Source organism: Paraburkholderia sp. CNPSo 3076 (assembly GCF_026343935.1).
Lineage (GTDB): Bacteria > Pseudomonadota > Gammaproteobacteria > Burkholderiales > Burkholderiaceae > Paraburkholderia > Paraburkholderia nodosa.
On sequence record NZ_JAPMAL010000059.1, the window covers coordinates 1 to 24,800 of the forward strand.

General features: G+C 63.0%; 25 protein-coding genes, 1 tRNA gene and 3 pseudogenes. 9 read left to right on the forward strand and 20 right to left on the reverse strand.

The window, feature by feature from the left end; all coding sequences use genetic code 11:
* Together M3A49_RS39520 and M3A49_RS39525 are read right to left on the reverse strand one after the other, a co-directional pair.
* Positions 1-334, reverse strand: a 334-nt coding sequence (locus M3A49_RS39520) for a helix-turn-helix domain-containing protein (protein ID WP_266233651.1), incomplete at its 3' end; no start/stop codon positions are given.
* A complete protein-coding gene (locus tag M3A49_RS39525) occupies positions 297-503 on the reverse strand; it encodes a hypothetical protein (RefSeq protein ID WP_266233652.1) in 207 nt (68 codons plus the stop codon). The genes M3A49_RS39520 and M3A49_RS39525, both read right to left, overlap by 38 nt.
* A 745-nt stretch (positions 504-1,248) precedes the next feature.
* On the opposite strand from M3A49_RS39525, the gene M3A49_RS39530 reads away from it, so the two are divergent.
* The gene (locus M3A49_RS39530) at positions 1,249-2,946 is read left to right on the forward strand and encodes a DNA phosphorothioation-associated putative methyltransferase (protein WP_266233653.1); all 1,698 of its coding nucleotides are present in this window, start codon (positions 1,249-1,251) and stop codon (positions 2,944-2,946) included.
* On the opposite strand, the pseudogene M3A49_RS39535 reads toward M3A49_RS39530, so the two are convergent.
* From M3A49_RS39535 to M3A49_RS39570, 9 genes and pseudogenes are all read right to left on the reverse strand, one after another.
* Positions 2,946-3,737 (reverse strand): annotated as a pseudogene (locus tag M3A49_RS39535) (type I restriction endonuclease); the annotation flags it as partial. The gene M3A49_RS39530 and the pseudogene M3A49_RS39535 sit on opposite strands and share 1 nt — an antisense overlap.
* 30 nt (positions 3,738-3,767) lie before the next feature.
* Positions 3,768-5,093: a restriction endonuclease subunit S gene (locus M3A49_RS39540; protein WP_266233654.1), complete on the reverse strand. Its 1,326-nt coding sequence runs from the start codon at positions 5,091-5,093 to the stop codon at positions 3,768-3,770.
* Positions 5,083-5,505, reverse strand: a pseudogene (locus tag M3A49_RS39545) (N-6 DNA methylase); the annotation flags it as partial. The gene M3A49_RS39540 and the pseudogene M3A49_RS39545, both read right to left, overlap by 11 nt.
* Positions 5,474-5,701: a P27 family phage terminase small subunit gene (locus M3A49_RS42845; protein WP_416339105.1), complete on the reverse strand. Its 228-nt coding sequence runs from the start codon at positions 5,699-5,701 to the stop codon at positions 5,474-5,476. The gene M3A49_RS42845 and the pseudogene M3A49_RS39545, both read right to left, overlap by 32 nt.
* A 486-nt stretch (positions 5,702-6,187) precedes the next feature.
* Positions 6,188-6,263 (reverse strand) — tRNA-Ala (locus M3A49_RS39550).
* 67 nt (positions 6,264-6,330) lie between these two features.
* Positions 6,331-6,666, reverse strand: a complete 336-nt coding sequence (locus tag M3A49_RS39555; RefSeq protein WP_266233655.1) for a c-type cytochrome — start codon at positions 6,664-6,666, stop codon at positions 6,331-6,333.
* Positions 6,666-7,448 carry a BON domain-containing protein gene (locus tag M3A49_RS39560; RefSeq protein ID WP_266233656.1) on the reverse strand — a complete coding sequence of 261 codons (783 nt, stop codon included), beginning with the start codon at positions 7,446-7,448 and terminating at the stop codon, positions 6,666-6,668. The genes M3A49_RS39555 and M3A49_RS39560 overlap by 1 nt, the downstream gene beginning before the upstream one ends.
* Before the next feature lie 28 nt (positions 7,449-7,476).
* Entirely contained in the window at positions 7,477-8,064 is a 588-nt protein-coding gene (locus M3A49_RS39565; protein WP_028203145.1) for a phosphoheptose isomerase, read from the reverse strand.
* A 113-nt stretch (positions 8,065-8,177) separates the two neighbouring features.
* Entirely contained in the window at positions 8,178-8,705 is a 528-nt protein-coding gene (locus M3A49_RS39570; protein WP_266233657.1) for a YraN family protein, read from the reverse strand.
* Between M3A49_RS39570 and rsmI the strand changes: the two genes are divergently transcribed.
* Positions 8,704-9,606 (forward strand): 16S rRNA (cytidine(1402)-2'-O)-methyltransferase, encoded by a 903-nt coding sequence (gene rsmI / locus M3A49_RS39575; RefSeq protein WP_266233658.1) that lies wholly within the window; start codon positions 8,704-8,706, stop codon positions 9,604-9,606. The two genes, M3A49_RS39570 and rsmI, sit on opposite strands and share 2 nt — an antisense overlap.
* A 148-nt stretch (positions 9,607-9,754) precedes the next feature.
* Here the strand turns inward: rsmI and M3A49_RS39580 are convergent, their stop codons facing one another.
* Positions 9,755-10,354, reverse strand: coding sequence for a septal ring lytic transglycosylase RlpA family protein (locus M3A49_RS39580; RefSeq protein ID WP_254358392.1), 600 nt, complete (start codon positions 10,352-10,354; stop codon positions 9,755-9,757).
* Between the two features lie 769 nt (positions 10,355-11,123).
* Between M3A49_RS39580 and M3A49_RS39585 the strand changes: the two genes are divergently transcribed.
* The 3 genes from M3A49_RS39585 to M3A49_RS39595 all read left to right on the forward strand — a co-directional run bounded on the left by M3A49_RS39585 (position 11,124) and on the right by M3A49_RS39595 (position 12,963).
* Positions 11,124-11,768: an MBL fold metallo-hydrolase gene (locus M3A49_RS39585; protein WP_028203149.1), complete on the forward strand. Its 645-nt coding sequence runs from the start codon at positions 11,124-11,126 to the stop codon at positions 11,766-11,768.
* A 14-nt stretch (positions 11,769-11,782) separates the two neighbouring features.
* Complete coding sequence (locus M3A49_RS39590; protein ID WP_266233659.1) at positions 11,783-12,415, forward strand: exonuclease; 633 nt, start codon at positions 11,783-11,785, stop codon at positions 12,413-12,415.
* Positions 12,416-12,492: 77 nt separating this feature from the next.
* Positions 12,493-12,963 (forward strand): Lrp/AsnC family transcriptional regulator, encoded by a 471-nt coding sequence (locus M3A49_RS39595; protein ID WP_174479506.1) that lies wholly within the window; start codon positions 12,493-12,495, stop codon positions 12,961-12,963.
* 59 nt (positions 12,964-13,022) lie between these two features.
* Here the strand turns inward: M3A49_RS39595 and M3A49_RS39600 are convergent, their stop codons facing one another.
* The 3 genes from M3A49_RS39600 to M3A49_RS39610 form a co-directional block, all read right to left on the reverse strand.
* Positions 13,023-14,204, reverse strand: a complete 1,182-nt coding sequence (locus M3A49_RS39600; RefSeq protein WP_254358394.1) for a cation diffusion facilitator family transporter — start codon at positions 14,202-14,204, stop codon at positions 13,023-13,025.
* Between the two features lie 294 nt (positions 14,205-14,498).
* Positions 14,499-14,807, reverse strand: coding sequence for an H-NS family nucleoid-associated regulatory protein (locus M3A49_RS39605; RefSeq protein ID WP_028203151.1), 309 nt, complete (start codon positions 14,805-14,807; stop codon positions 14,499-14,501).
* 413 nt (positions 14,808-15,220) lie between these two features.
* Positions 15,221-15,898, reverse strand: coding sequence for a HugZ family protein (locus M3A49_RS39610; protein ID WP_266233660.1), 678 nt, complete (start codon positions 15,896-15,898; stop codon positions 15,221-15,223).
* Positions 15,899-16,047: 149 nt separating this feature from the next.
* On the opposite strand from M3A49_RS39610, the gene M3A49_RS39615 reads away from it, so the two are divergent.
* Positions 16,048-17,268 carry an MFS transporter gene (locus M3A49_RS39615; RefSeq protein WP_028203153.1) on the forward strand — a complete coding sequence of 407 codons (1,221 nt, stop codon included), beginning with the start codon at positions 16,048-16,050 and terminating at the stop codon, positions 17,266-17,268.
* Between the two features lie 113 nt (positions 17,269-17,381).
* On the opposite strand, the gene M3A49_RS39620 is transcribed toward M3A49_RS39615, so the two are convergent.
* Both M3A49_RS39620 and M3A49_RS39625 read right to left on the reverse strand, forming a co-directional pair.
* Entirely contained in the window at positions 17,382-18,527 is a 1,146-nt protein-coding gene (locus tag M3A49_RS39620) for a branched-chain amino acid ABC transporter substrate-binding protein (RefSeq protein ID WP_266233661.1), read from the reverse strand.
* Between the two features lie 368 nt (positions 18,528-18,895).
* Entirely contained in the window at positions 18,896-19,312 is a 417-nt protein-coding gene (locus M3A49_RS39625; RefSeq protein ID WP_266233667.1) for a hypothetical protein, read from the reverse strand.
* Between the two features lie 266 nt (positions 19,313-19,578).
* Between M3A49_RS39625 and M3A49_RS39630 the strand changes: the two genes are divergently transcribed.
* Positions 19,579-20,277 (forward strand): dienelactone hydrolase family protein, encoded by a 699-nt coding sequence (locus M3A49_RS39630; RefSeq protein WP_266233662.1) that lies wholly within the window; start codon positions 19,579-19,581, stop codon positions 20,275-20,277.
* Positions 20,278-20,455: 178 nt separating this feature from the next.
* Positions 20,456-21,970: an amidase gene (locus M3A49_RS39635; protein ID WP_266233663.1), complete on the forward strand. Its 1,515-nt coding sequence runs from the start codon at positions 20,456-20,458 to the stop codon at positions 21,968-21,970.
* A gap of 93 nt (positions 21,971-22,063) precedes the next feature.
* Here the strand turns inward: M3A49_RS39635 and M3A49_RS39640 are convergent, their stop codons facing one another.
* From M3A49_RS39640 to M3A49_RS39650, 3 genes are all read right to left on the reverse strand, one after another.
* Positions 22,064-22,375 (reverse strand): high-potential iron-sulfur protein, encoded by a 312-nt coding sequence (locus M3A49_RS39640; protein ID WP_266233665.1) that lies wholly within the window; start codon positions 22,373-22,375, stop codon positions 22,064-22,066.
* Positions 22,376-22,581: 206 nt separating this feature from the next.
* Positions 22,582-23,688, reverse strand: coding sequence for an NAD(P)/FAD-dependent oxidoreductase (locus M3A49_RS39645; RefSeq protein ID WP_254358400.1), 1,107 nt, complete (start codon positions 23,686-23,688; stop codon positions 22,582-22,584).
* Positions 23,689-23,919: 231 nt separating this feature from the next.
* Entirely contained in the window at positions 23,920-24,228 is a 309-nt protein-coding gene (locus M3A49_RS39650) for a DUF4148 domain-containing protein (protein WP_266233666.1), read from the reverse strand.
* A 386-nt stretch (positions 24,229-24,614) separates the two neighbouring features.
* On the opposite strand from M3A49_RS39650, the pseudogene M3A49_RS39655 reads away from it, so the two are divergent.
* Positions 24,615-24,800, forward strand: a pseudogene (locus M3A49_RS39655) (hypothetical protein); the annotation flags it as partial.

Below are 24,800 nucleotides of genomic sequence, written 5' to 3' on the forward strand. Positions count from 1 at the left end.
TCCAATGCGTCGAGCCGTCCGCAGGCCGGTGCTTGAGCGTGAGATTCAAAACCCGCGCTTCCAGCTTTTCAGGCGGATGCACCGGGGCTCGTCCGGGATGGCGCGCGTACAGGCCTGCCAGCCGCTCGGCCAGAAACCGGCTCGACCAACGGCTAATGAAGCGGGAGTCACAGCGCAGCCGCTGCATGATCGCCTCACGTGTCTCTCCGTCGTCAAGCATCAGGATCAACCGGGCACGCCGCGTGTCTGCTGCGCGCACCGTTTGACTACGAGCCGCCGACAGCAATTGTTTGCGCTCAAGCGTGGTTAAGTTCATCTTTTCCATGTGTTTCATTGAATACCAAATAAGGTGCTTTTTCAATGACGCAATGGACTAGTGCGGCTCTAAATCCACAAATGACAAGACCTGAACTCGCGTGCGTGATGTAGCCGCCGCGCTCGGTGCGTGCGCCGATGGTTGCGAACGTGTACAGCGTGCCATTGCGTTTTCCTTGTTCCGACATTTCCGTGGCTCCACGATGTAGGCGAAAACAGCCGGCCCGGCTTTGCGACCGGTGTCTAGACGGGCGAAATGTTTCGCCCGATCAAATGATCGTCAGGCCGCAAACGTGGAGATGAAATCGGATACGTCTGAAAAAATTGGGCTACGCGCTGCCTATGATCCGGAGGATACCGGCTGGTGCATGCGGATTGATATTCGTTAATTCCGTCGGGTTGCACGACGGGGTTCACCACTCCTTCGGGTTTGGCGGAATGGCTTCGACGGAGGTCCTCCATTAAGCGTGCCGTCGCCATTCACGCTGTCGCACGAAATGCGGAGGAGGATCGAACAATCTCGGTGGAGGCCGCGGGGCGGGGAAAAGGCTCGCCAACGATTTCGGATATGCCCCGGAGAAGGGCATCGCGCGAGGTCATTTGAAAATGCAATCGAACTCTCGACCACTTCGGCTGTGTCGACTACGAATTTTCGCACCGGGTGCCATTGGTGGGCCATTACACAGTAACCTTCGACAAAGCATATCGCGATCGCTTCTTCGGGTGCCATGGTCTCGTTGAAGCGTTCGAGCGCCGCGTTGCGCTTGTGACCTCTCCCGGGATTTGCAGACCACCGTGAACTGGGGATAATGGCGCATGAGCGGCCCCCGGTAAACAGTGCTCATATGTAAGCGAGTTTTCGGCGGACTTTTCGATAGGAAAGGAGCCGCGCGATAAACGCAAACGCTTCAGTGCCGAGCAGATTGTGGCTCAGTGGCCAAAGCTGAACACTGGTCAAAATTCAGATACATGGCTAACAAAATCGGTAAGCGGGTTGTCGATGAGTTGTACGTCCATCTCTCCGGGCTGGAGCAACTCGACGACTTTGCGCAAAAGCAGCGGATCGCAGAGGCTATACGTTACTTGCGTATAACGACCAATCACGCACCTAACGTGGCTAAGCTCAACCTGCGGACGGGTCGCCTCTCCCTCCTCAATTACAGAGAGTTCGACACAGATCCATTCCCTGAGCTTTCAGCAAGTTGGACCTTCGCTCCCGGCTCGACCGACACGCCGTCATACCGGACCTATACCGATTCGTTGAATCCCCCTATTCTGCACCGGAAGGAGCTTCTCGTGCCGGAAACGTATCCAAGCCGAGAAGCTTGGGGGCGGCTAACCTCCACTGCCGAGTCGCTCGGACTTTTTGATGACACGACCACGATCGGCTTTAAGCGCAACTGGGAAAGGCTAATCGCCAGCAAGGGTTATCGCTTAGCTGGCGACGAACTTGTCCCACTCGGCAACGAGACCTTTAGCGACGACGCTACGGCACGGTACCAGATCGATAGTACAGTACAGAGACACCTGACCGCGCTAACCCGCAACAGCCTTTCGGCACCTCTACAGCTCTTGCTGCGACATGGTCTGTTGCCGCCGGGTACTACCTTCTTTGACTACGGCTGTGGTCGTGGAGGAGACGTGGCCAATTTGAAGGCAAATGGGCTCACCGCACATGGATGGGATCCTCACTTCGCAGCTGACCAACCTATCATCGAGGCGGAGGTTGTAAATCTGGGATTTGTAGTAAATGTTATCGAAGATCCAGCCGAGCGGGTGGACGCCATGCACAAGGCGTTCAAATTGACTCGCCGCGTCATTGCAATCGGGGTGATGCTGCAAGGAAGCGCCCCCGCTGGCCGACCTTTCCGGGATGGGTTTATCACCTCACGGAACACATTTCAGAAATACTTCAGTCAAGCCGAGTTCAAGAATTACGTCGAAGACGTCTTACAGCAGGACGCTTTTATGGCAGGTCCAGGCGTGGCATTCGTGTTTTCAGACAAGGACAGTGAGCAACGGTTCCACGCCGGCCGCTTCCGCAGTCGCGGAGTTGCTGCTCGTCTCCTGACACTGGGAAATCCGAGCGTGCGTGCGACCACAGAGCGCACGGAGAAGCATGCCAAGCCGCCGCGGCCTTCGAACTCCGAACAGGAGTTCATAAAGGCGCAGCGCCATCTCGATTCGTTGTGGGCTACCGCGCTGGATCTAGGGCGCCTCCCTGAGCCCGACGAAGTGGCGGATCTCAAGGAGATTGACTCCCGGTGTGGCAGTCTGAGAAAGGCGATGCGCATGCTCTCGCGCCACTACGATCAGGACCTGCTTGCCCGGGCAGCCGCTACCCGCGCTGACGACGTGTGCCTCTACCTGGCTACGCAGCAGTTTTCACGGCGGCTCGCCTACCGACAGCTCGAGCAACGCTTACAGTGGGACATCAAAGCATTCTTCGGCGACTATCGCACAGCGCAAGAGGCTGGATTGAGGCTGCTTCGCGATGCAGCAGATCCCGATCAAATCCTAGAGGCCTGCCGGCGTGCCGCGACTTCAGGATTGGGATGGGTCGAAGATGAGCGATCAATGCAGCTACATATATCGATGGTGGAGCGACTCCCTGTGCTTCTACGTGCCTAGCCCGCGATCTTCTTCACCAGCCCGCCATCGTCCTCGAAGAGCACAAAGAACCGCAGGTAGTCGAGCAGATAGCTGGGAGCAAGTATGCCGCGAATCAACGTTTCGAGTTCGTTGAACTGCCCAAGTGGATCAAGCATCCTGCCATCGATGGTCCGCCATGCAAGGAAGCGCTCCGAATTCGCCGACAGCGAGCCCATCCGCGCTTCGCTACCGTCGGAGATGACCAAGATCTCGTTGTACTCGAAGATGACGGGAATCTGCTCCTTGTACGTTTCGATCTGGTTGTACGCTTCCCAGATATCGGCCTTCTCGTTAGCCGGGTTCTTCAGCTCAATTAACACCAACGGCATGCCGTTCACGAACAGGATGATATCGGGACGGCGAGGATGCTTTGGCCCCTCGATCCTCATCTGGTTGACCGCCAGCCACTCATTTGCGGCAGCGTCGGAGAAGTCGATCAGCCTCACAAAGTCGCCACGCGTCTCGCCATCCTTTTGATACTCAACTGGCACGCCGTTGACGAGAAAGCGGTGGAAGATACGGTTAGCCGATAGCAGAACCGGCGTGTCGAGGTTGACGACCTGCCGCAGAGCATCTTCGCGGGCCCCTGGTGGGATCGCGGGGTTCAGCCGATTGATGGCTTCGCGCAGTCGATCAAACAGCAACACCTGTCGGTAGTCGCTGCGCTCCGGCGACTCTCCATCGGGAGCAATATTGGGGCCGTAGAGATGGCTGTATCCCACTTCCCGCAGCCAGTCGAGTGCTTCTTGTTCTAGTTGATCTTCGGTCATGACTCTCTCGGCCCCGTTGTGTGCGTTGTTCTATGCAGCGTCGTCCAGTATCGCTTCGGCTTCGGCAAGGCGGAGCTGTCCCGAGATCAGGCGAGGAAGGAGGTTGTCCCGCACACCAGCGAGCGTCTGCGAAAGTGCGATGTTGCTATTTGCTCTTTGTATAAGTGAACCAGCGATTCTGGTGAACGCCTCCTGAAGCACATCTGGAGGTCGAACAATCGGCATCTTCTCCATCGAGTTTGGCCACTTCGCATATGGGATCGTCGAACCCTCCGAGTGCTGCGTTGCGTATTCAATCGTCGACACCTGGAACATTTGGAACAACGCGTACGCGGCGGCATTGCAATATTTGGGGGCAAGCGTGAACACCGTAGTCCGGGTTACTCCGTCGAATGGAGCCATGCATACCTTATGAAAGTACGGGCGCATAGCTCCAAAGAGAATATCGCCTTCCTTAAACAGGGTTAAACTACTGTTAGCCTCTGTCCCAGATTTACAGTGCTCGAGGAACGGTAACTTCGACGTAATACTCTCGATCGGCACGTACGGCAATGCCTCGGTCTTCGCTGTCGGTTTCGTGCGATCACTTCGCAGAAACACCAGATCTCCAAGAATTCCAGTCGTCCACCCCTTCGGCACCAGCCCCAGCGCCGACTCTTCGAACCCATCCGAGAACAACGCTGCCGTCTCCGGGTCCACCCCCTCCAGATCACGGCCTTCGGCCTTTGCACGAACCGGGTCAAAGTCGACGAACCAGGACTTAAAAAGAGCCTGTGCAATGGCTTCGAGGGTGGCGTTGGATTGACGCAGAAGGTCGATTCGACTCTCCAAAGACCAGAGAGTCGCCGCAACTTCGCGTTGTACGCTAATAGGTGGCAGCGCGAATTTAAAATCGCAAATGCGCGATGGTGAAGTGTGTAAAATTTTCGTCCCAGACGCGGTCGAAACGAGCGCCTGGTTGAATGACGCTGACAGGAACAACCAGTACAGATAGTCCGGCAGGACCTCATCAGTACGCTTCACCACAACCTTGCCCAGTCGCTGATTATGAAGGTAGAGCCGACCGTCGCTAGGAACCCTCGCCGGTATCCCCAGAATTTCACCACCCGCTGTCTGGCAGGTCATTACCAGCAGGATGTCGCCGGGCTCAAGTTTGTAATCGCTCGGATACTCACCCCTATACTCCTTGGTCGCGGTTTCGTCAAAGCGAAATCCGCCTGTGTAACGGAAGTTTCCGACTGCAACGACGATTCCTTCCCCAGTCTTTTCCTCGAAGAATAGCTCGCTCCTGAATGGCCAGCCATGTCTAACTTCGATGAGGTCGCCAAGTCGAACTTGAGGCCATTCAGAACTCATACCCGAGCCCCCCCAGCTTCTGCCGAATTAGCGCATCGAGCTCAACGCCCTTGGCCATTTGCTCGCCCAGCTTCTCGATCAGCTTTTGCATCCTCTCGGCGAAAGCTTCATCGTCGTCCTCGACCTCTTCTGCACCAACATAACGGCCTGGTGTCAACACATGACCGTGTTCAGCGATTTCCGCAAGACTAACGCTGCGGCAGAAGCCAGGAACATCGGAGTAATCGGTCTTCGTTTCGGCATCACCACGCCACGCATACACCGTATCGGCAATCTTGGAGATATCTTCGTCGGTCAGTTCGATCTGCACCCTGCTAACGGATCGCCCGAGTTTGCGAGCATCGATGAACAGCACTTCATCCTTGCGGGCGCGCTTCTGCCTAGTGAGGAACCAGAGGCACGCGGGGATCTCCGGTTGCGCACCACCGCGCGTACGCTTCGCAGTAGCAAAGCAGCAGTTCCCCGTCGACTGAATCCAGCAGACCTGCGCCTGACAACTGTCTGGCCACACTGGACCAGAGGGCTAGCGCGTTAGGAGATAAACGTGCGAGCAGCCTCGCGTCACCCGCCTTAGCAGGTTGCTGAAATACCTTCGGGGAGGGTTTCACAAAAAATTGCCGACCTCATAGGAAGTCCTGCATGCCGCTCGCGCGACTCCGGCAAGGGATAGGCCGCCCCTGAAAACTGCTTCTGAGCACCCTGCAAAACGGTATTTCAGCAACCTGTTATGGCCCTTCGGGCTGCGATGAATACGGCGAAGATGGTGAGGAGCGGCTTCGTGATTGCGTGGTCCGGCCCTGCGTTCGTGCATGCCGACCTCCCATGTGCTCCGACCTGAAAGATCAAGTCTAGGAACGCGAGACGAGACGCATCAGAGTTAAGAGCGGTCCAGGCCTGGAAAGCGGATCGCTAGGCGCTTCGCGGCGACGCCAGGCAGAGGATTGACCCTGCCGCAGACCCTATGTCATTCTTGGCAGTAGGCAGGCACCCGCCTGTCACCCTGATGTCACCCTGCGGGGTGTCAAACCAACGACGACGGAAGTAGCGCCCAAATGAAAAAACCGGCCTAAGTGACCGGTTTTAAAGGGATTTCTTGGTGGAGCGGAGGAGGATCGAACTCCCGACCTTCGCATTGCGAACGCGACGCTCTCCCAGCTGAGCTACCGCCCCAACGAATCACCGATTCTACACACACAAAATCCGTTTTGCCAAGCGTCAAATTTGACCCCAAGCAAAACTACTTCGAAGGCGCCCCAGCGAGCACCCACGTCACGACAGAATGGACATCGGCGGCGCTCATCCCCGGGTGCGAGGGCATAGGAATCGCCCCCCAAACCCCAGCCCCACCGTCTCGCACCTTCTTCTCCAGCTTGGCCTGGGCCGCGGCATCGCCCTTGTACTTCGTGGCGACATCCTTAAACGAAGGTCCCACAAGCTTGCGATCCACCGCATGGCAGCCCATGCAAGCATTCGCCTGAGCGACCTTCAACCCATCCGCCACAGCAGAAAAAGCCGGCGAAGCGAACCCAACAAGAGCCCCAGCAACCACAACCCCACCAACCAAACGCAGCATCACAAAGCCCCCGTATTCCCCGGCTTCGTGGCCGAAGAATTCGTCACGGGCGCGGGCGCCTGGTGCTCAATAGGCTGCGAGGTCACGCCCGAATCAGGCACCGCCCCCACCGTCGGCGCATCGGCAGCAGGCGCCGCCGCCGGCGCACTGGCAGCAGCCGCCGTCGCCACCGCCGCCTGTTGCGCGTCGATGTACTGGTAGCACTTCACCACCTGCGCCACGCCCATCACCCCTGCCGTCGCGTTGGCGGCGATATTGCCTTCATCCGGCGTAACGAGGCCCATCAGATAGATCGTGCCGCGCTCGCTCACCACCTTGAAGTTGTTCGCGGAGATGCCCTTATAGGCAATCAGCTCCCCCTTCACGCGTCCTTCGAGGTACGAGTCGTTCGCGCGCGAGGAGAACGAGCTGGCCGGCTGCACCGCCAGCTCGTTGACGATCGATGCGACGTTCGTCACGGCTCGCACGATGCTCTCCGCCTTCTGCTTCGAGGCGTCGTCGGGCACTTCACCCGTGAGCAGCACGCGCTGGTTGAACACCGCCACGTTCACGTGCGCCGTGTCGGGCAGTTGCTTGCCGAGATCGGCCAGCGCCTTCACCTGGATCTCGCGGTCTTCGGTTTGCGATCCCACCGTGCGGCGGTCGGTTGCCACCAGCGCTGTGCCGCCCGCCGCGCCCGCCAGCGCCAGGAAGCAGCCCTGCAAGCTTGCGCAGAGCGAGGCTGCGAAGCCGATCGTCAGCGTGGTCCGTGCCAGCGCGCGCGTCATGCCGTATCTGCTCATCAACTTCCCCTCTCTTCGTCTTACGGTGTCAGTCTTCGCCCAGCAGCATCGCGTCGATGCCGTCGCACAGGCAGTGGAGTGTTAACAGATGCACTTCCTGAATACGCGCCGTCCGGTCGCCCGGCACACACAGCTGGATGTCGGTATCGGCGAGCACGCCGTTCACGTCGCCGCCGCCCTTGCCGGTCAGCGCGATCACGACCATTTCGCGTTCGTGCGCTTCCTGGATGGCGGCCAGCACGTTCACCGAATTGCCCGAGGTCGTGATGGCAAGCAGCACGTCGCCGGGCTGGCCAAGCGCGCGCACCTGCTTCGCGAATACCTGTTCGTACGCGTAGTCGTTGGCAACGGCGGTGAGCACCGAGGCGTCGGTGGTCAGCGCGAGCGCGGGCAGGCCCGGGCGTTCGCGCTCGAACCGGCCGATCAGTTCGGCGGCGAGTTGCTGGGCGTTGGCGGCGGATCCGCCATTGCCGCATGCGAGGATCTTGTTGCTGTTCGCGAGCGCGGCGAACATCGTATCGACCGCGGCGGCAATCGGGACCGCCAGGGTTTCCATGGTCGCGAGCGTAATGGCTGCGCTATCGCGGAAGTGCTGTTGAATGCGTTCGACGGACATCGACTCTCTAATCTGTACTGCGGGTATCGCAAAATTTCCGCGTGGTGCGGCGTGCCGCAAGTTTAGCGCACTCGAGGGCATTCATTTTCACCCTTCTTTTATTAGCCTCTGTTTTAGCTCTCGTGTGCTTCCGGTTGAAACGCGTCGCGCAGCCACACGAGCCGGCCGCTCTCGAACGCGATCACATCGAAGCGGCACGCGGGCGGCGTTCGCGCCTGCGTGTGAGCTTCGCCGTCCGCACCGGCGCCGCGCCACGTCGCGAGAAAGTAGCGCGCCGCCCGCAGCACGCGCTGCTGTTTGCGCCATCCCACGCTAGCCGCCGCGCCGCCGAATTCCTGCCGTGCGCGGGCGCGCACTTCCACGAATACCAGCGTGCCGTCGCGCTCGCGCATCACGAGATCGAGTTCCCCGCCGCGGCAATTCACGTTGCGCGCGACCAGTTCCAGGCGCTCGCGCCGCAAAAACGCCAGCGCGTGCGCTTCGAAACGCGCGCCTGTCGCGCGGCGTTTGGCATTCGACTGCGCTCGCGCGCAAAAGTTGTCTGCGCGTGCGCGTTCGTTCGCGCCGCTTCCCTCGGGTGCGCTCGCGCCCGCGTGGCACAATGGCGGCCTCTTTACCTGCATTCGCGCGTTGCGTGTCATGACGTCCCTCTCGTCCCCCTTCGAACTCGCACAGGCCCAGCAGTATCCGGCCGCCACGCTGTACGTCGTGGCCACGCCCATCGGCAATGTCGCCGACATCACCTTGCGCGCGCTACACGTGCTCGGCCTCGTCGATCGCATCGCCGCCGAAGACACGCGCAACACCGGCCAGCTCCTCGCGCGCTACGGTATTTCGAAGCCGCTCGTCGCCGTGCACGAGCACAACGAGCGCGAGGCGGCGCAGCGCGTGATCGAGTTTCTGCGCGCGGGCGAGCGCGTGGCCTGCGTGTCCGACGCGGGCACGCCGGGCATTTCCGATCCGGGCGCGAAGCTCGTGGATGCCGTGCGCGCCGCCGGCTTGAACGTCGTGCCGCTGCCCGGCGCAAGCGCGCTCGCAACGGCGCTCTCCGCCGCCGGGGACTGGGTCTCGACCTTCACGTTCCTCGGTTTTCTGCCGCCCAAGCCGAAGCAACGCGCAACCGCACTGCAGCCGCTCGCCACGCATACGCACGCGATGGTGTTTTACGAAGCCCCGCACCGCATCGTCGAAACCGTGCAGTCGCTCGCCGATGCGTTCGGTCCCGCGCGCCGCCTCCTCATCGCCCGCGAATTGACGAAGCTACACGAGTCGCTCTGGAGCGGCACCCTGGCCGAAGCGCCAACGTGGCTCGCAGGGGATGCGAACCGTCAGCGCGGCGAGTTCGTGCTGGTGGTGGAAGGCGCGAGCGAGCAAGCAGATGGCGAAGCCGATCACGACGCGCTCTTGCGCGTGCTGCTTCAGGAAGTGCCGTTGAAAGGCGCGGCGAAGATCGCGGCGGCGCTCACGGGCGCGTCGCGCAACGCGCTCTACGCGCGGGCGCTGGAATTGAAGGGGGCAGGCGAGGAAGAAGAGAACGACTGAGTCGCCAGCCGAAGCCGTCAAAAGCACGAGCCAGAAAACCGAAGGGCCGCCCAACAAGGCGGCCCTTCGCGTATGCATCCGACTGTGCCGAGCGCTTCAGCTTTGGGCGCGTCGCGGCGCACTCAGCGCCACGCCCAAACGAAAGCGCTTAGTGATCGATGTTCGAGTTCGCGGCAACCATCTCCGCTTGCGCGACCTTCGCTTCCTGGCGCGAGAGGCCTTCGATGTTCACCTTCGCCGTACCGGCGTGCTGCACGCCAAGGATCTTGGCGGCGGCATACGAGAGGTCGAGCACGCGGCCACGCGCGTACGGGCCACGGTCGTTGATCTTCACCACCACCCACTTCGACGTGCTGGGCACGCTCACGCGCACATACGAGCCGAGCGGCAGCGTGCGGTGAGCAGCCGTGAGCGCCTGCATGTTGAAGCGCTCGCCGCTTGCGGTGCGGCGGCCGTGGAACGCGCGGCCATACCACGAGGCGCGGCCGGTCTGGTGGAACGAGTGGACGTCCGCGCCGTTCTCGTCGATCGCCTCGGCGTTTGCGAGCGAGCTGTCCTTCGCGGTGCCCGATGCGGGCAGCGCAGCGAGCGCGGAGCCGTAGCCCTGCGGCGCGGTGAATGCGGCGTCCTTCGTGCGAAGGGCGTCGCTGGCCGCCTGGTCCTGCGGGCCAGGCGGCATGGCGCAACCGGCCAGAATGGACACGGCTGCGAGACTCCCGAGTCGTCGTCGAGTCAGTCTAAGGTTCATAACATTGCCATCACGTTTTCGAAGCCCGTCCCGCGCCATGTGTGCGCGTTGTCGGAAAGGCTTCGGCGGTCGCAGGCATGGCTTCGCCATCGCTCGCCTGGAATGAAAAAGGCGAACGCGTGCCAATGCCCGGATGCAGCCCTAACAAGCCGCTAACCGCTAGTTATCTTTCACGTCTGGCGCAACCTGTCCCCGGCAGCCTGACCAGACCCCACATGCCGCCATCGAACGATGAAACTCGTTCAGGCGCGCCGGAAACTCTCGGCGCACAGGAACGGCGGCGTAGGCCCCACCCAGCGTCACGGCATGTAGGCCGTTGCAGGCGCGTGGCACCTGGCTGGGCAAGACGTGCGGCGTCGAACGGATCGACACCTGATTTGCCATCTTGTAAGGCAGCCTCTTTCGGCCAGCCTTCAACGACAGCACTGCTTGACGGCGATGTATGCGACCTCTTTTTTTACGAAGGTCACACCGCCCTTTGAAAGCACGAATTCCGTGCGTGATGGGTCGCATTATACCCAAAAGTTATTCCTGTCACGCCTCTGCCCCACAAACCTCCATGATTTTTCACTATTGGCGTAACAAAGCCGTTCGTCTTGCGCCGCCGCATCCCTTGTCAGACAAGGGATTTCGGCTGACGCGAGCAGCGTCGGCGGCACTTCCTGCACCCCGGTACAATCGATCCTTTGGCTGGGGCCGCCGGCGCGCACCGTCGCTTTCGAATCATTGCTGCGCCCGCCCCGCGAGACCCGAACCCTACGATCCCCGCATGAAAGTCACGCTGATTCCTGTCACGCCGTTCCAGCAAAACTGCTCGCTGCTCGTCGATGAAACGACGAACCGCGCCGCCGTCGTCGATCCGGGCGGCGACCTCGAACGCATCGAAGCCGAGATCGAGCGTCAGGGCGTGCAGCTGGAAAAGGTGCTGCTCACGCATGGCCACCTCGACCACTGCGCCGGCGCGAAGGCGCTCGCCACGAAGTTCGGCGTGCCGATCGAAGGCCCGCAGGAAGACGAGCGCTTCTGGATCGACCAGTTGCCGCAGCAGAGCGTGCGCTTCGGCTTCGGCCACGCCGAAGCGTTCGAGCCCACGCGCTGGCTTCACGACGGCGACACGGTGCGCTTCGGCAGCGAGGAACTCGAGGTCTATCACTGCCCCGGGCACACGCCGGGTCACGTGATTTTCTTCAGCCGCAAGCACCGGGTCGCCACGGTCGGCGACGTGCTGTTCGCGGGTTCGATCGGCCGCACGGACTTTCCGCGCGGCAATCATGCGGACCTGATCCGTTCGATCCGCGAAAAACTCTGGCCGCTGGGCGACGACATCACGTTCGTGCCGGGCCATGGCCCGGTTTCGACATTCGGCGAGGAGCGCCGCTCCAACCCCTACGTCGCAGATGGCGTACCTGGATGAGAGTGAAAAGTACGATGAATCAAGCCGCTATTGAGGAGATATACGTCAGCACCGACGTCGAGGCCGATGGTCCCATTCCCGGCCCGCATTCGATGCTGAGTTTCGCTTCGGCGGCGTACACCGCCGACAAGCGTTTGATCGCCACGTTCTCGGCCAATCTCGAGATGCTCGAAGGCGCGGCGCCGCATCCGGTGCAGGCCGCCTGGTGGGAGACGCAGCCCGAAGCCTGGGCCGCGTGCCGCAAGGATCTGCAAGACCCGGCGGCGGCGCTCGTCGCCTATGTCGAATGGGTCGGGGCGCTGCCCGGCAAGCCGGTGTTCGTGGCAATGCCGGCGGGCTTCGATTTCACCTTCATGTTCTGGTACATGATGCGCTTTGCCGGGCGTTGCCCGTTCTCGTGGTCGGCGCTCGATATCAAGACGCTCGCCTTCGCGATGACGGGCCTGCCGTACCGCAAGTGCATCAAGCCGCGCTTTCCGAAGCACTGGTTCGACGATCATCCGCACACGCACGTCGCCCTTGACGACGCGATCGAGCAAGGCGCCCTCTTCTGCAACATGCTGGCCGACTTGCGCGCGCAGCAAGCCGCGCTCGCCGCTGATGGGGACGACTCAGGGCAAAACGCCGCGAGCACTCCGGCAAATTAGGTAATCTCCCTCATCACCAGCGCTTTGCATTGCGTTCTGTTCTCCTGGCCTCTAACATTCAGGAATACAGCGACGCAATGGAGGCGCAGTTGACACTCGATACGTTCTCTCAGAAGATCCTGCGCCTGCTGCAGCTCGACGCGCGCCGTTCGGTCCAGGAAATCTCCGACCAGGTGGGGCTCTCCAGCACCCCTTGCTGGCGCCGTATCAAGGACATGGAACAGTCGGGCGTGATCCAGCGCTACACGGCGCTGCTCGATCGCGAAAAGCTTGGCCTGCACGTCTGCGCACTCGCGCATATCCATCTCACGCGCCACACCGAAGGCGGCGTCGAAGCCTTCGAACGCGAGATCGCCACCTGCCCCGAAGTCACCGAGTGTTACAGCACCACGGGCGAATCGGATTACATCCTCAAGATCGTAGCGCCCGACATCAAGGCCTACGACGCCTTCCTGCACGAACGCATCTTCCGCATTCCCGCGGTGGCGCAGGTGCGCACGAGCGTCGTGCTGCGGGAAATCAAGTTCGATACGCAATTGCCGCTGTGAAGCCAGCATAGCGCGGCGGCTTCTCTGCCGCGCAGTGCGTTCCTACTGCGTGGCGCGGTTCAATGTGCCTCACGCGGTTTGTCGTGCACGGCCAGCGCGCCATGCGCATCGAGCGGCTGCATGACGTCGAGCTTGCTTGCGCCGAGGCGGGCACGCAGCGCTTCCAGGTCCACCGAGGCCACGCGGCGCGCGTCGTCCGCCGCGGCCAGCACCACCTGAATCTCCAGCCCGGTACTCAAGTAGTGCAGCGTGATGGCTTCGACATGCACGTCATGCTCCGCCAGCGCGTTTCGCAGGCGCTCTGCCACATCGTCGCGTGCAGGCAGGTTGGCTACGGAGCGCACGTGCATGTCGTCTTCGGGATCGACGTGAATCAGCGCGTCGAGCACGCGTGAATCGGTGAGCAGGCGAGCGCGCGCCGTCTCCGCGATGTAGTGCCCTTCCGAAACCGAAATCAGCGGATCGACGAGAATGTGCGCATCCACAAGCGCGAGGTCGCCGGTCTTGCGTGTGCGCATCTCGTGCACGTCGAGCACGCCCGGCGTGTCCATCAGCAGCGCGCGCAGGTCCGCGGCGGCGGCTTCGTCGAGCGCGCGGTCGGAGAGGTCCTGCAGCGCGTCCCAGCCGAACACCCAGCCCATGCGCGCGACCATGAAACCGACAATGGCCGCCGCGATCGGATCGAGCAGCCGCACGCCCGCGAGGCTGCCCACGATGCCGATCGCCACGACCAGCGACGACGCCGCGTCCGAGCGCGCATGCCATGCATTGGCGATCAGCATGGCCGAGCGCACGCGCTGCGCCTCGCGCAGCATGTAGCGAAACAGCCCTTCCTTGGAAACCAGCACGAGGAGCGCCACGACCAGTGCGCTCACGTGCAGCGCCGGAATATCGCCGAGATTCATGATGCGCGTGCCGGCGCGCACCAGCATGCCGACGCCCACCGCAATCAATAATGCGCCGAGGAATAACGACGCGACCGTCTCGTAACGGCTGTGGCCGTAGTTATGATCGGCGTCCGGCTTTGCGCCGCTATGCCGGTTGGCCAGCAGCACGACGAAGTCGGAAACGATATCCGCCAGTGAATGCACGCCATCGGCGATCAACGCCTGCGAATGCGCAAGCACGCCGATGACGATTTGCAGCACCACCAGCACACTATTGACGGCAACGCTGACCCACGTCGTGCGGCGCGCGACCTCGTGTTTATCTGATAACGGTGGGGCGGAGGAAGAAGTCATGCGCGGCGGGAGAGCAAATTAGGGAATAACCGCGATTGTAGCGACTGTGTGCGTCGATTTTATGGATAGCCCTAAAAATCTCTTTTAAATCAGATGCCTACAATACCAGGAAGCATTCGCATTCATGCCACGGACACGGCTCGATCCAATCGCGCGTGGCGCAGAAAATCAAAAAGCCGCGCGTCCCCGGACTGCGCGGCTTCTTGTTTTCGAGAATCGGGAGATACCTCGCCCGACTCCGCTCCTGCTTTCACTCATGCGCAGCGCGTTCAAACGCGCCGCTGACAAGTTGATTTACTTCTGGATCAGAAAACGATCGCGGTCTTGACCGGCGATCCAGCGCGGCGGCTTGCCGCGGCCCGACCAGGTGCTGCCGCTGTCGGGATCGCGGTATTTCGGCGCGACGCTCGCACGCGAACGGCTGGCTGCCTTCGCGGCTTTGGCGCTGGCGCGGCCGCCACCGAGTTCTGCCAGGGTAATGCCGTAGTCGGACATTTTCTGCTTGATTTCGTCGAGGACCTCGGCATATTCGCGAGCCTTCGCCTCTTCAATCTGCTTTTCCAGCTTTTCTCGCTGAGCGAGGAGTTCCTTGTAGGAAGACATAGGTGCCCTTGTGGTTTGATCTTAATGGCTACTGATCTCGCGCCAGTATGCCGATTGATAGATGCGTGCCTCGGAAATCGGTGGCGAGATTAACACAAATTTGAATGTCGGGATGCGTGTAAGCAATAAAAATAATTAAAGCCAGATTTCCAATCCACGGCCTTCCTGCAAGCGCCTAACTCATTGTCATTTCGTGCAAATCGGTATTTTTACTAAATCCCGCTTTTGCCGGATAAATCCACGTCTCATAATTAGCAGCGGATGAAAATTAAATGCGTTGAAATACGTCAAACATTTCATCGCATGACAACTTTGCGCCAATCAACGGGGACAGAAACCGGTTGCTGCGAAGCAGCATGTGGCGACACGCTATATAGAACGGCGGATAACGCCCGCATGGGCAGAAAATCCCGTCATTGCGTATGGCGCTCAATGCAGTCTGCCAGCACCGCATGCAAGGATTGCAAATCTGGCTGCGGCGCATCGAAAACGAAGCGCGTGCGGGCGCCGTCGATCACGAGATCGGCGCCGTAGCGATCCACGCCCGCGAGATCCAGTCCGGCGCGGCGCGCGGCGTGCGTTTCGAAAAAGCGGATCAGCGTGGTTTCTTCGGTGGGAGCGAGCGGCGCCAGCGTGTCGAGGTCGGCGCCGTCCATCCAGCCCATCGCGCCAAAGCCGCCGATATAGCGCAGCCGCTCGACGTGCATGACCCAGAAGGTGAAGTCGCCGAGTGCGAGATAACGCTCGGCGTCCGGGTGATAGCGCACGTAGCGCCGCGCCAGCGCCTCGTTCGCTTCGTGGTCGGCCGCCTCGAGCGGTTCGAAGCGGCCGAGCAGCGTGGCGCGCGGGGCGTTCAGCACGTCGGCGTCGCTTGCGTGCGCGACGAGAAAGCCCGCGCGCGGGTCGTCGAGCAGATTGCGCGTGTGCTCGGCCAGGTGACTCACCAGGATCACCGGGCGGTGCCGCGCGTCGGGCGCGAACGGCAGCAGCGTGGGATACGGGAAACCGCGCGGCTCGCGCGAGTGCGTGGCGAGCGCACCGGTGGGCGCCTGGTGCAGCAGATGCAGCGGGGCGTGGGCGGGAATCTTCAAGGGCGCGTCCTCGAACGATGGATCCTCCTGATATTAGAGCAGCTGGCCCGGGCAACGCGCTGCGACAGGCCAGTCGCACCTTCGTTAGAATCATCGCTTGCTTTCAGGCGCCTTCCTGGTCCCTTCTCTTCCTTCTGCCCGGAATTCCCGTGTCCGACCGACCGACCGATCCTGCCCTCGCCGTGGCGAGCCCAGCCGCCCATCATCGGGCGCTGCCCGCCGCCACGCGCCATCGCGCACGCATCGCGACTATGGCGCTCTTTTTCGTCGCCGGCATGATGTACGCGTCGTGGGGCGTGCACGTGCCGACCGTGCGCGACAAGTTCCATCTGAGCCCGGCCCTGCTCTCGTATGCGCTGTTCGCGGTCGCGGGCGGCTCGATCGCCGCGATGACGACCATCGGCGGCTGGATCGCACGCGTGGGCTCGCGCCGCGCCTGCCTCACCGGCGGCCTGACGATGTCCGTGTGCGGCGCGCTGATCCTGGTGGTGCCTTATTACTGGATGCTGATCGTCGTGCTCGCCTTTTTCGGCGTGGGCATGGCCACGCTCGACGTCGCCATGAATGCCGAAGCGAGCGCTGTGGAAGAAGCCGTCGCCAAGCCGATCATGTCGGGGCTGCACGGCATGTTCAGCCTGGGCGGCATGGCGGGCGCGGCGATTGGCGGCGCGCTGCTCGCGCGCGGCATGGCGCCGGCGCTGCATCTATTTCTCGCGTCGGCGCTGGCGGCGCTCGTGCTGTTCGTCTCGTGCCCGGCCGTGCTGCCGCACGTGCCGCACGCCACGCACGGCGAGCACGCGAAAACCGGCAACCGCTGGCGCACGCCCGCGCTCTGGGCGCTCGGCGCCATCGCGCTCATCGCCCTGATCGCCGAAGGCGCGATGTACGACTGGGCCACGGTCTACATGCGCGACGTGGTGCTCTCCACACCCGCGCTCGCGAGCGCGGCCTACGCGGCGTTCTCGGGCGGCATGGCCGCGGCGCGCTTCGCCGGCGACGCCGTGCGCGCGCGTTTTGGCGCGCCGCAGCTCGTGATGGCGAGCGCCTCGCTCGCGTGCGCGGGCATGATCGGGGCGCTGCTGCTGCCGTACTCGTTCACCGCGCTCACGGGCTTCACGCTGATGGGCCTCGGCCTCGCCAACATGATGCCGGTGCTGTTCGCGGCCGCCGCGCGCGTGAAGGGCATCCACGCGGCCGAAGGGCTCGCGCACGTCGCGGGCATCGCCTATTTCGGCTTGCTGTTCGGGCCGGTGGTGATCGGCGGCATCACCCAGGTGACCAACCTCACAGTCGGGCTTGCCGTGGTGGCGTTGTGCGCGGCGCTCGTGGCGTTTGCGGGGCCGAAGGTGTTGCGGCGGTTGGGCATCTAAAAGCGCATCGACTACTGCGTCGCTCGCAACCTCAAACAAAAAAAAGCCCGCAGGCCCAGTTCTAAACTGAGCCGCGGGCTTTTCCAATCGCGTGAGCGAAATCGCTAAGCGATTTACATCTTCACGACGTCGAGCAGCGACTTCTTGCCCGACTTGTAGTTGTACAGCGAAATCACGCCGTGCTTGAGGTCGCCCTTCGAATCGAAGGTCGTCTCGCCAATCACGCCCTTGTAGTCCGTCGTCGGCATTTCGGCGAGGATCTTTGCCGGATCCGTCGAGTTCGCACGCTTCATTGCATCGACGATGATGTACACAGCGTCATACGTGAACGGTGCGTAGATCTGGATCGGCTGGCCGAAGCGCTTCTCGAACTTGGTTTCGAATTCCTTGCCGCCCGGCATCTTTTCGAGCGCCATGCCCGCTTCCGAACACACGATGTTGTCGGTCGCGTCGCCGGCGAGGTCGGCCAGCTTGTCGGTACAAACGCCGTCACCCGCGAGCACCTTCGCGCGCAGGCCAAGCTGCTTGGCTTGCTTGGCGAACGGGCCGCCAGTGGCGTCCATGCCGCCGTACATGATCGCGTCGGGGTTTTCGCCCTTGATCTTCGTCAGAATGGCGCGGAAGTCCACGGCCTTGTCGTTCGTCGCGTCATGCGACAGCACGTTCATGCCGAGCGACTTGGCGGTCTTCTCGAATTCGTTCGCGAGACCCTGGCCATAAGCCGTCGAGTCGTCGACCACGGCAACGGTCTTGACCTTCAGGTTCTTCGCCGCGTAGTTCGCGAGCGCCGGGCCCTGCTGGGCGTCGGTCGCCACGACACGGTAGGTCGTCTTGAAGCCTTGTTGCGTGTAGGCCGGGTTCGTGGCCGACGGCGAGATCTGCAGGATGCCTGCATCGCTGTAGATCTTCGACGCCGGGATCGACGTGCCCGAGTTCAGGTGGCCGACGACGGCAACGACCTTGTCGTCGACGAGCTTCTGCGCGACCTGGGTGGCCGTGCGCGGGTCAGCTGCGTCGTCTTGTGCGTCGAGCACGAGCGTGACCTTCTGGCCGCCGATCATGAGGCCCTTCGCGTTGATCTCTTCGACTGCGAGACGTGCGCCGTTTTCGTTGTCTTTACCGAGGTGCGCAATCCCACCCGTGAGCGGCGCGACGTGGCCAATCTTGACCGTAACGTCTGCGCTCGCTGCCGTTGCGAACGACGCGAACATAATGGCCGCAGCGCTGATCGGCAACAGCTTGTGAAGCTTGATAGTCATGTAAGTCTCCAGTTTCGAACCCAAAAGCTACGTAATCGCCCAGTGCTCCCGCGCCCCGAACGTGTCGCTCCCCGTGCGGACGACCACGCAGGATGCATCCTTGATGCACCTGGCCAGCATGGCGAATGGCCCGTTCATGGCGGGCCGCCCATCCATACTTGCGCGCAAGTGTAGGTGATCAAATTAATTTGGGGGACTTTTTTCAGATATTGGTGCGAGTACCAATATGCGTACTGCAAGAACAGTTCGAAACCCTGATCAATCGGCCGCAAGCCTTATGTAATAAGGCATCCCGACTTTGGATCCAATTACTGGGATATTCCCTGAGGGGTCCCGAGCGAATCGTTTTTGAGTTTATTTGACGGGAGTTATTGGTGTGTTAGCGCAGGCGTTCCGGGAATACACCAGGACGCGTCGCGACGATATGAAAATCCCTCGCATTCGCGATAACGTTTGCGAGTCGCGCGGGCGTCGAGCACGCGCTTTTTTGCGCGTGCCGGTTCAAGTAAGCATTCGATTAATTTCGGACGCCGATGCGTTGCAGACTCGCATCTCACGCGGCCGCGTGCCTCACGCGTCGTGACTGAGTTGGCCGGGTAGTTGGCCGAGAAGCGCGCGCCATTCGGCATCGAGCGCAGCGACGATTTGCGCTGCGCCGAGACGAGCGCGGGTGTCGTCGGGCCGCCCGCCATCGGCCCCTGCACGAGCGGCAGGCGCAAACCGAAGCGGCGGCTGAACGGCGTGGAAAGGTCGGGCGACGTGCGCAATGCGGGAGCAGAACTCATAAGGCGATCCTTATATGGCTGAATGAGCGATGACGGTACGAATCGCTACCGACTCTAGCCAAAGCCCTCGTGCCCGAAAAATGAATAATCGAGATCATTACGATCCGCTTGCGAGAACGAGTTTTCGGTGGCGTGCGCTGCAGAGAGTCAAGGGCCTATGGCAAACTGGCTCCCCGATTTCGCGACGCGTCGCGGGCAGTGTGCGAGCCGCCTGCCAGCCCACTGCGGCGCGTCGCATGACTCCTTGATGAACACGGAGAAACAACATGAGCGTTTCGACCCAATGGATCGACATTCCCGCCGGCAATGACAGCTTCGGCGCGTACCTCGCGCTGCCCAAGGGCGGCAGGGGTCCGGGCATCGTCATCCTGCAGGAGATCTTCGGCGTGAACGGGCACATCCGCGACGTCGTCGAGCAATACGCGCTCGACGGCTACGTGGCGATCGCCCCCGACGTGTTCTGGCGCGCGGCCCCGCGCGTCGAGCTCGACTACGTGGGCGCGGACCGCGATCGCGGCATCGCGCTGATGCAGAAGACGGACGTCAACCTCGTGGTCGAGGACATCGCCGCGGCGGCCGCCGCGCTGCGCGCGCTGCCCGAGTGCACGGGCAAGGTCGCGGCGATCGGCTACTGCTTCGGCGGCCGTCTTGCCTACCTGGCGGCCGCCGGCGGCTCGGTGGATGCAGCGGTGTCCTACTACGGCGGCGGCATCCAGAATCAGCTCGATCTCGCCGACAAGGTCACCAAGCCGATTCTCTTCCACTACGCCGAACTCGATCACGGCATTCCGCTTTCGGCGGTGGGCCAGGTCAAGGAGCGCTTCGCGGGCCGCCCGAACGCCGAATTCCACCTGTACCCGAACGCCGATCACGGCTTCAACTGCTCGGTGCGCGCCTCGTACAACCAGCATGCTTCGGCGCTCGCGCACGGCCGCACGCTGAGCTTCCTCGCCGAGCATCTGTAATACCCTGGTACCGCGGGCGGCGGCACTTGTTGCGTCGACGCCCGGCTGTCGTTGCGCACGCCTTGATGCGTCGATGCGCGCGCAACGACAACCCCGGCGGGCGCGCCGCCCGCTTACACTCCTTGCGTAGCCCGTATCGCTTAAGCCCGCCCCAACCCGACGACGAGGAGTGCGCGCCTTGCAGTCCGACTATCTGGAATACGACGCCATCGGCCTCGCCGATCTCGTGCGACGCCGCGAGGTGAGCGCGCGCGAGCTGCTCGACACCGCCATCGCCCGTGCGGAAGCCACCAATCCCGCGATCAACGCCATCGTCCTCAAGGACTATGAGGCGGCGCGCGAGCGCGCGCGGCGCATCGAGGCGTCCGGCAACGGCGTGAACGCGCTGAGCGAAGGGCCGCTCGCGGGCGTGCCATTTCTCGTCAAGGACCTCGGCGCGGCGGTGGCCGGGCTGCGCATGACGCTCGGCAGCCGCCATTACCGCCACTACATTCCCACCACCGACGCGCCCGTGGTCGCGCGCTTTCGCGCCGCGGGCCTGAACATCTTCGGCAAGACGAGCGCCTCGGAACTCGGGCAGATGCCCTACACCGAACCGGAGCTGTTCGGCCCCTGCCGCAACCCGTGGAACCTCGATCACACGCCCGGCGGCTCGAGCGGCGGCGCGGCCGCCTCGGTCGCGGCGGGCATCGTGCCGCTCGCACATGCGTCCGACGGCGGCGGGTCGATCCGCATCCCGGCGTCGTGCTGCGGACTCTTCGGCTTCAAGCCGTCGCGCGCGTTCCAGCCGGCGTCCGACGTGCCGCCGCCCCCCGGCGCGCTCGGCGTCGATCTCGCGGTGTCGCGCAGCGTGCGTGACAGCGCGCTGATGCTCGACCTGATCGCCGGCGATCCCGCGCTGCCTGCCGGCGCGCCCGGTACCTTCCTCGCCGCCGCGCGCGCGCCGCTCGACGGGTCGAGGCCGCTCGCCATCGCGCTGTTGACCGAGCCGATGTTCGCGGACACGCTCTCGCCGGAAGTGCGCAGCGCGCTCGACGACGCCGCCGAACTGCTCACGTCGCTCGGCCACCGCGTGGAGCCGTATTCGCTGCCCGTGAACTACGCGCAGGCGCGCGAAGCCTTCCTCATGCTGTGGTCGGTGGTGGCCGAACAGTACGTGCTGCACGCGGACGACATCACCGGCACGAAGCCGCGCCGCCAGGAGTTCGAGATCGCAACCTGGGCCATGGCGCACATCGGCCAGAAGCTCGGCGAGCGCGAGCTGCCCGCGGCGCTCGACGTGCAGCAGCGCATCACGGCGCAACTCGCCGACCTGATGAAGCGCTACGACGTGCTGTTGTGCCCGACGCTCGCGGCGCCGCCGGTGAAAATCGGCGAACTGAAGCCGAGCCAGAGCGAGCGCATCCAGATGCGCGCGGTCACGGCCATGCCGGTGGAAGTGCTGATGAGAAAGCTGCTGACCGAAGCCTCGAACAAGGCGTTCGCGTGGGCGGGCTGCACCGAGCTTTTCAACCTGACTGGCCAGCCGTCGATGTCGGTGCCGCTCGCGTGGAACGCACGTGGGCTGCCGATCGGCGTTCAGTTCGCCGCACGCGAGGGCAACGACGCATTGTTGCTGCGCCTCGCGGCGCAACTGGAGGCGGCGCGCCCGTGGTTCAACCGTCGGCCGCCTTTGCTGCAGGCGCGGCTCTAGCGCGCCTGCGCTTTCATGAACGACGTGCGCGGGCAGCCAGGCGCGTGGGGTCTACGTACTGGGGTCTACGTACTGCGCGCCCGCGCCGTTTGATCACGCCTTCTTGTTATAGGCGCTGCACCAGCCCTTGCCCGCGACCTGCTTGCCGCCGAACATCGGGCACGGCGCGAACGCGTCGGTGGCCTTGCCCTGGTAGAACGTGCAGTTGCTGCAGTCCTGGCCGGGGGCGTACTTCGCGAACTTGGCCTTGTCGACCTTGGTCGCGTCGAGCTTGTAGCCGAGCGCCTGGGAGGTGGGATCGGATTCGGCAGCCTTAGGCGCGTCGGCGAAGGCCTGGCGCGAAAGCGCGAGCGTCGAAGCGACGCTGATGCTCGTGATCAGAAAGCTGCGGCGGGACGATTTCATGTGACTCACTCCAGTATTGTGGCGATTCGTTCGCTGGGTTTTCGCGCGGCGCCTTGGTGTGGCGCGCGCCGCGCATGCCTCTGAGCCGCTCTGGTGGCGGCGTCGCGAAGAAGCTTAACAACGAAGCAAGCCCCGGTGACGCTGCAATGCCGGAGATAAGTGAGCGGCATGATGCCGCTTAAGCGGAAGAACGGCCCAAAACCGGATCAATCGAACGAAGCCATCTCGCACACGCGCTGCGCGATCGCGAGCGAAGCCGTGAGCCCCGGCGACTCGATGCCGAACAGGTTCACGAGGCCGCGCACGCCGTGCGATGCCGCGCCCTGGATCATGAAGTCGGCGGCGGGTTCGCCCGGCCCGGAGAGCTTCGGGCGGATGCCCGCGTAGGCCGGCTGCAGCGCGCCGTCGGGCAGGGCGGGCCAGTAGGTGCGGATCTGCGCGTAGAAGGAATCGGCGCGGCGGGGATCGACGTCGTAATCGACCGCATCGATCCATTCGACGTCGGGGCCGAAGCGCGCCTGGCCGCCCAGATCGAGCGTGAGATGCACGCCGAGGCCCGCGTCGTTGGGCATCGGGTAGATGAGACGCGAGAACGGCACGCGACCCGAAACGCTGAAGTAATTGCCGCGCGCCAGATAGAACGGCGGCACGTGCCGCGCGTCGAGCCCGCGAATGCGCCTGGCGAGCTTCGTCGCATACAGGCCCGCGCTATTGATGACGCAGGCGGCGCGGAGGTCGATCGGCGCGCCGCCGCCCGTTCGCACCGTGAAGCCGCTGCCCAGCGCATCGATCGACTCGACCGGCGACTTCAGCGCGATCACGGCGCCGTCGCGCTCGGCGTCGCCTTGCAGCGCGAGCATGAGCTGATGGCTGTCGACGATGCCGGTTTGCGGCGAGTACACGGCCGCGACGCATTCGAGCGCCGGTTCGAGCGCGAGCGCCTCGCTCCCGCTGATGCGCGTGAGGTCGAACACGCCGTTTTCCTTGCCGCGCGCGCGAATCGCCTCGAGTTGCGGAATCTGGTTCGCCGCCGTCGCGACGAGCAGCTTGCCGCAGCGCGCGTGCGTGACGTTGCGCGACGCGCAGTACTCGTAGAGCATTTCGCGCCCGCGCACGCATAACGTGGCCTTGAGCGAGCCGCGCGGGTAGTAGAGCCCGGCGTGAATGACCTCGCTATTGCGCGAACTGGTGCTGGTGCCGATGGCCTCGGCGGCTTCGAGCACGATCACCTCGCGCCCGCGCGCGGCAAGCGCCCGCGCTACGGCGAGGCCGACCACGCCCGCACCGATCACCACGCATTCGATCTGGTCCATGTCCCTGCGTTCCGCCTTCGCAGCGCCGGCAGGCAAGCCAGCCGCACCGCGATCCTCTCTGCCATGGGGTCGGCAGCGCACCTGGCGCGCTGCCGCATGACAAAAATTGTACGCCGCCCGGCGGGGAGGCTACGCCAGACTCTCGCAAGGAAAGCGCGGAAGGAAACAGAGAAGGGGTGTCGCCGCGCTGCGCGGCCCGCTTTTCAAGCGAGGCGCGCACCCGCCAAAGCGTCAGTTGGCGACGTTGCGAGCGTGGAAGAAGCCCGTGACCTGCTCGCGAGGCGCGGTATAGCCACCCATCGCGTATTGCTGCGGATAAGCCGGCGAATTCGGGTCCAGACTCAGTTCGCCGTGAGCACGGGCGCTGGCCAGCTCGGCCTTCACTTCGGCGCGCGTTTTCGGGGCGTTCGTGGCCACCGCCGCGACGGAAAGCGATTGAACCGCCGGCGTCGCCGTATCGCCGCCAGCGAATGCGGGCGCAGTAACAAAGGCGGTGGCGGCGCTGACCAGCAGGGCGGCAAGCATAACGGACTGCTTCATGGCGATGCTCCTTCGAGGCGGTACCCGGCAAGCTTTGCAACCCATGCTGGCCAGCCGGCGGAATCCAGACAACGTGTCGGACACGTGGGAGCCAGTGTAAACACGGGCTATCGAAAAACCATCCCGATAAGCAACAAGTCAGCGTTGCAGCCACGACAACAATTTGCTTCAAATCACCCCAATTGATTTATGGTTGTTGCGCTTCAATAACCAATCATTCGGCGCGCGATGGTTGAAGCGCCCCTGCCGCGTCCCCATGTTTCATGAACCGCTGCGGTCCGGCGTTTGCGAACCCGGTATAGGATCGATGGTCAGAACGTACCCGCCCCCGCCGTAGCGTTGCCGACACTGTCGCCTCGCGCGGCGCCGTGCACGGAGCCACTCATATGAAGTTGTGGAAACATTGCCTTGCCCTGCTGCTCTGCGCCGCCCTCGCGGGAACGAGCGTGTGCGCGCTGGCGCAGGGAACCGCGCAGCCGGCTTATACGACGCCTTCGGAACCCCCCATCCTGCCGGGCGCGCAAGCGCCGACGGAGCCCCCGCCACCGCCGCCTCCCCCGCCCGCGACCTCA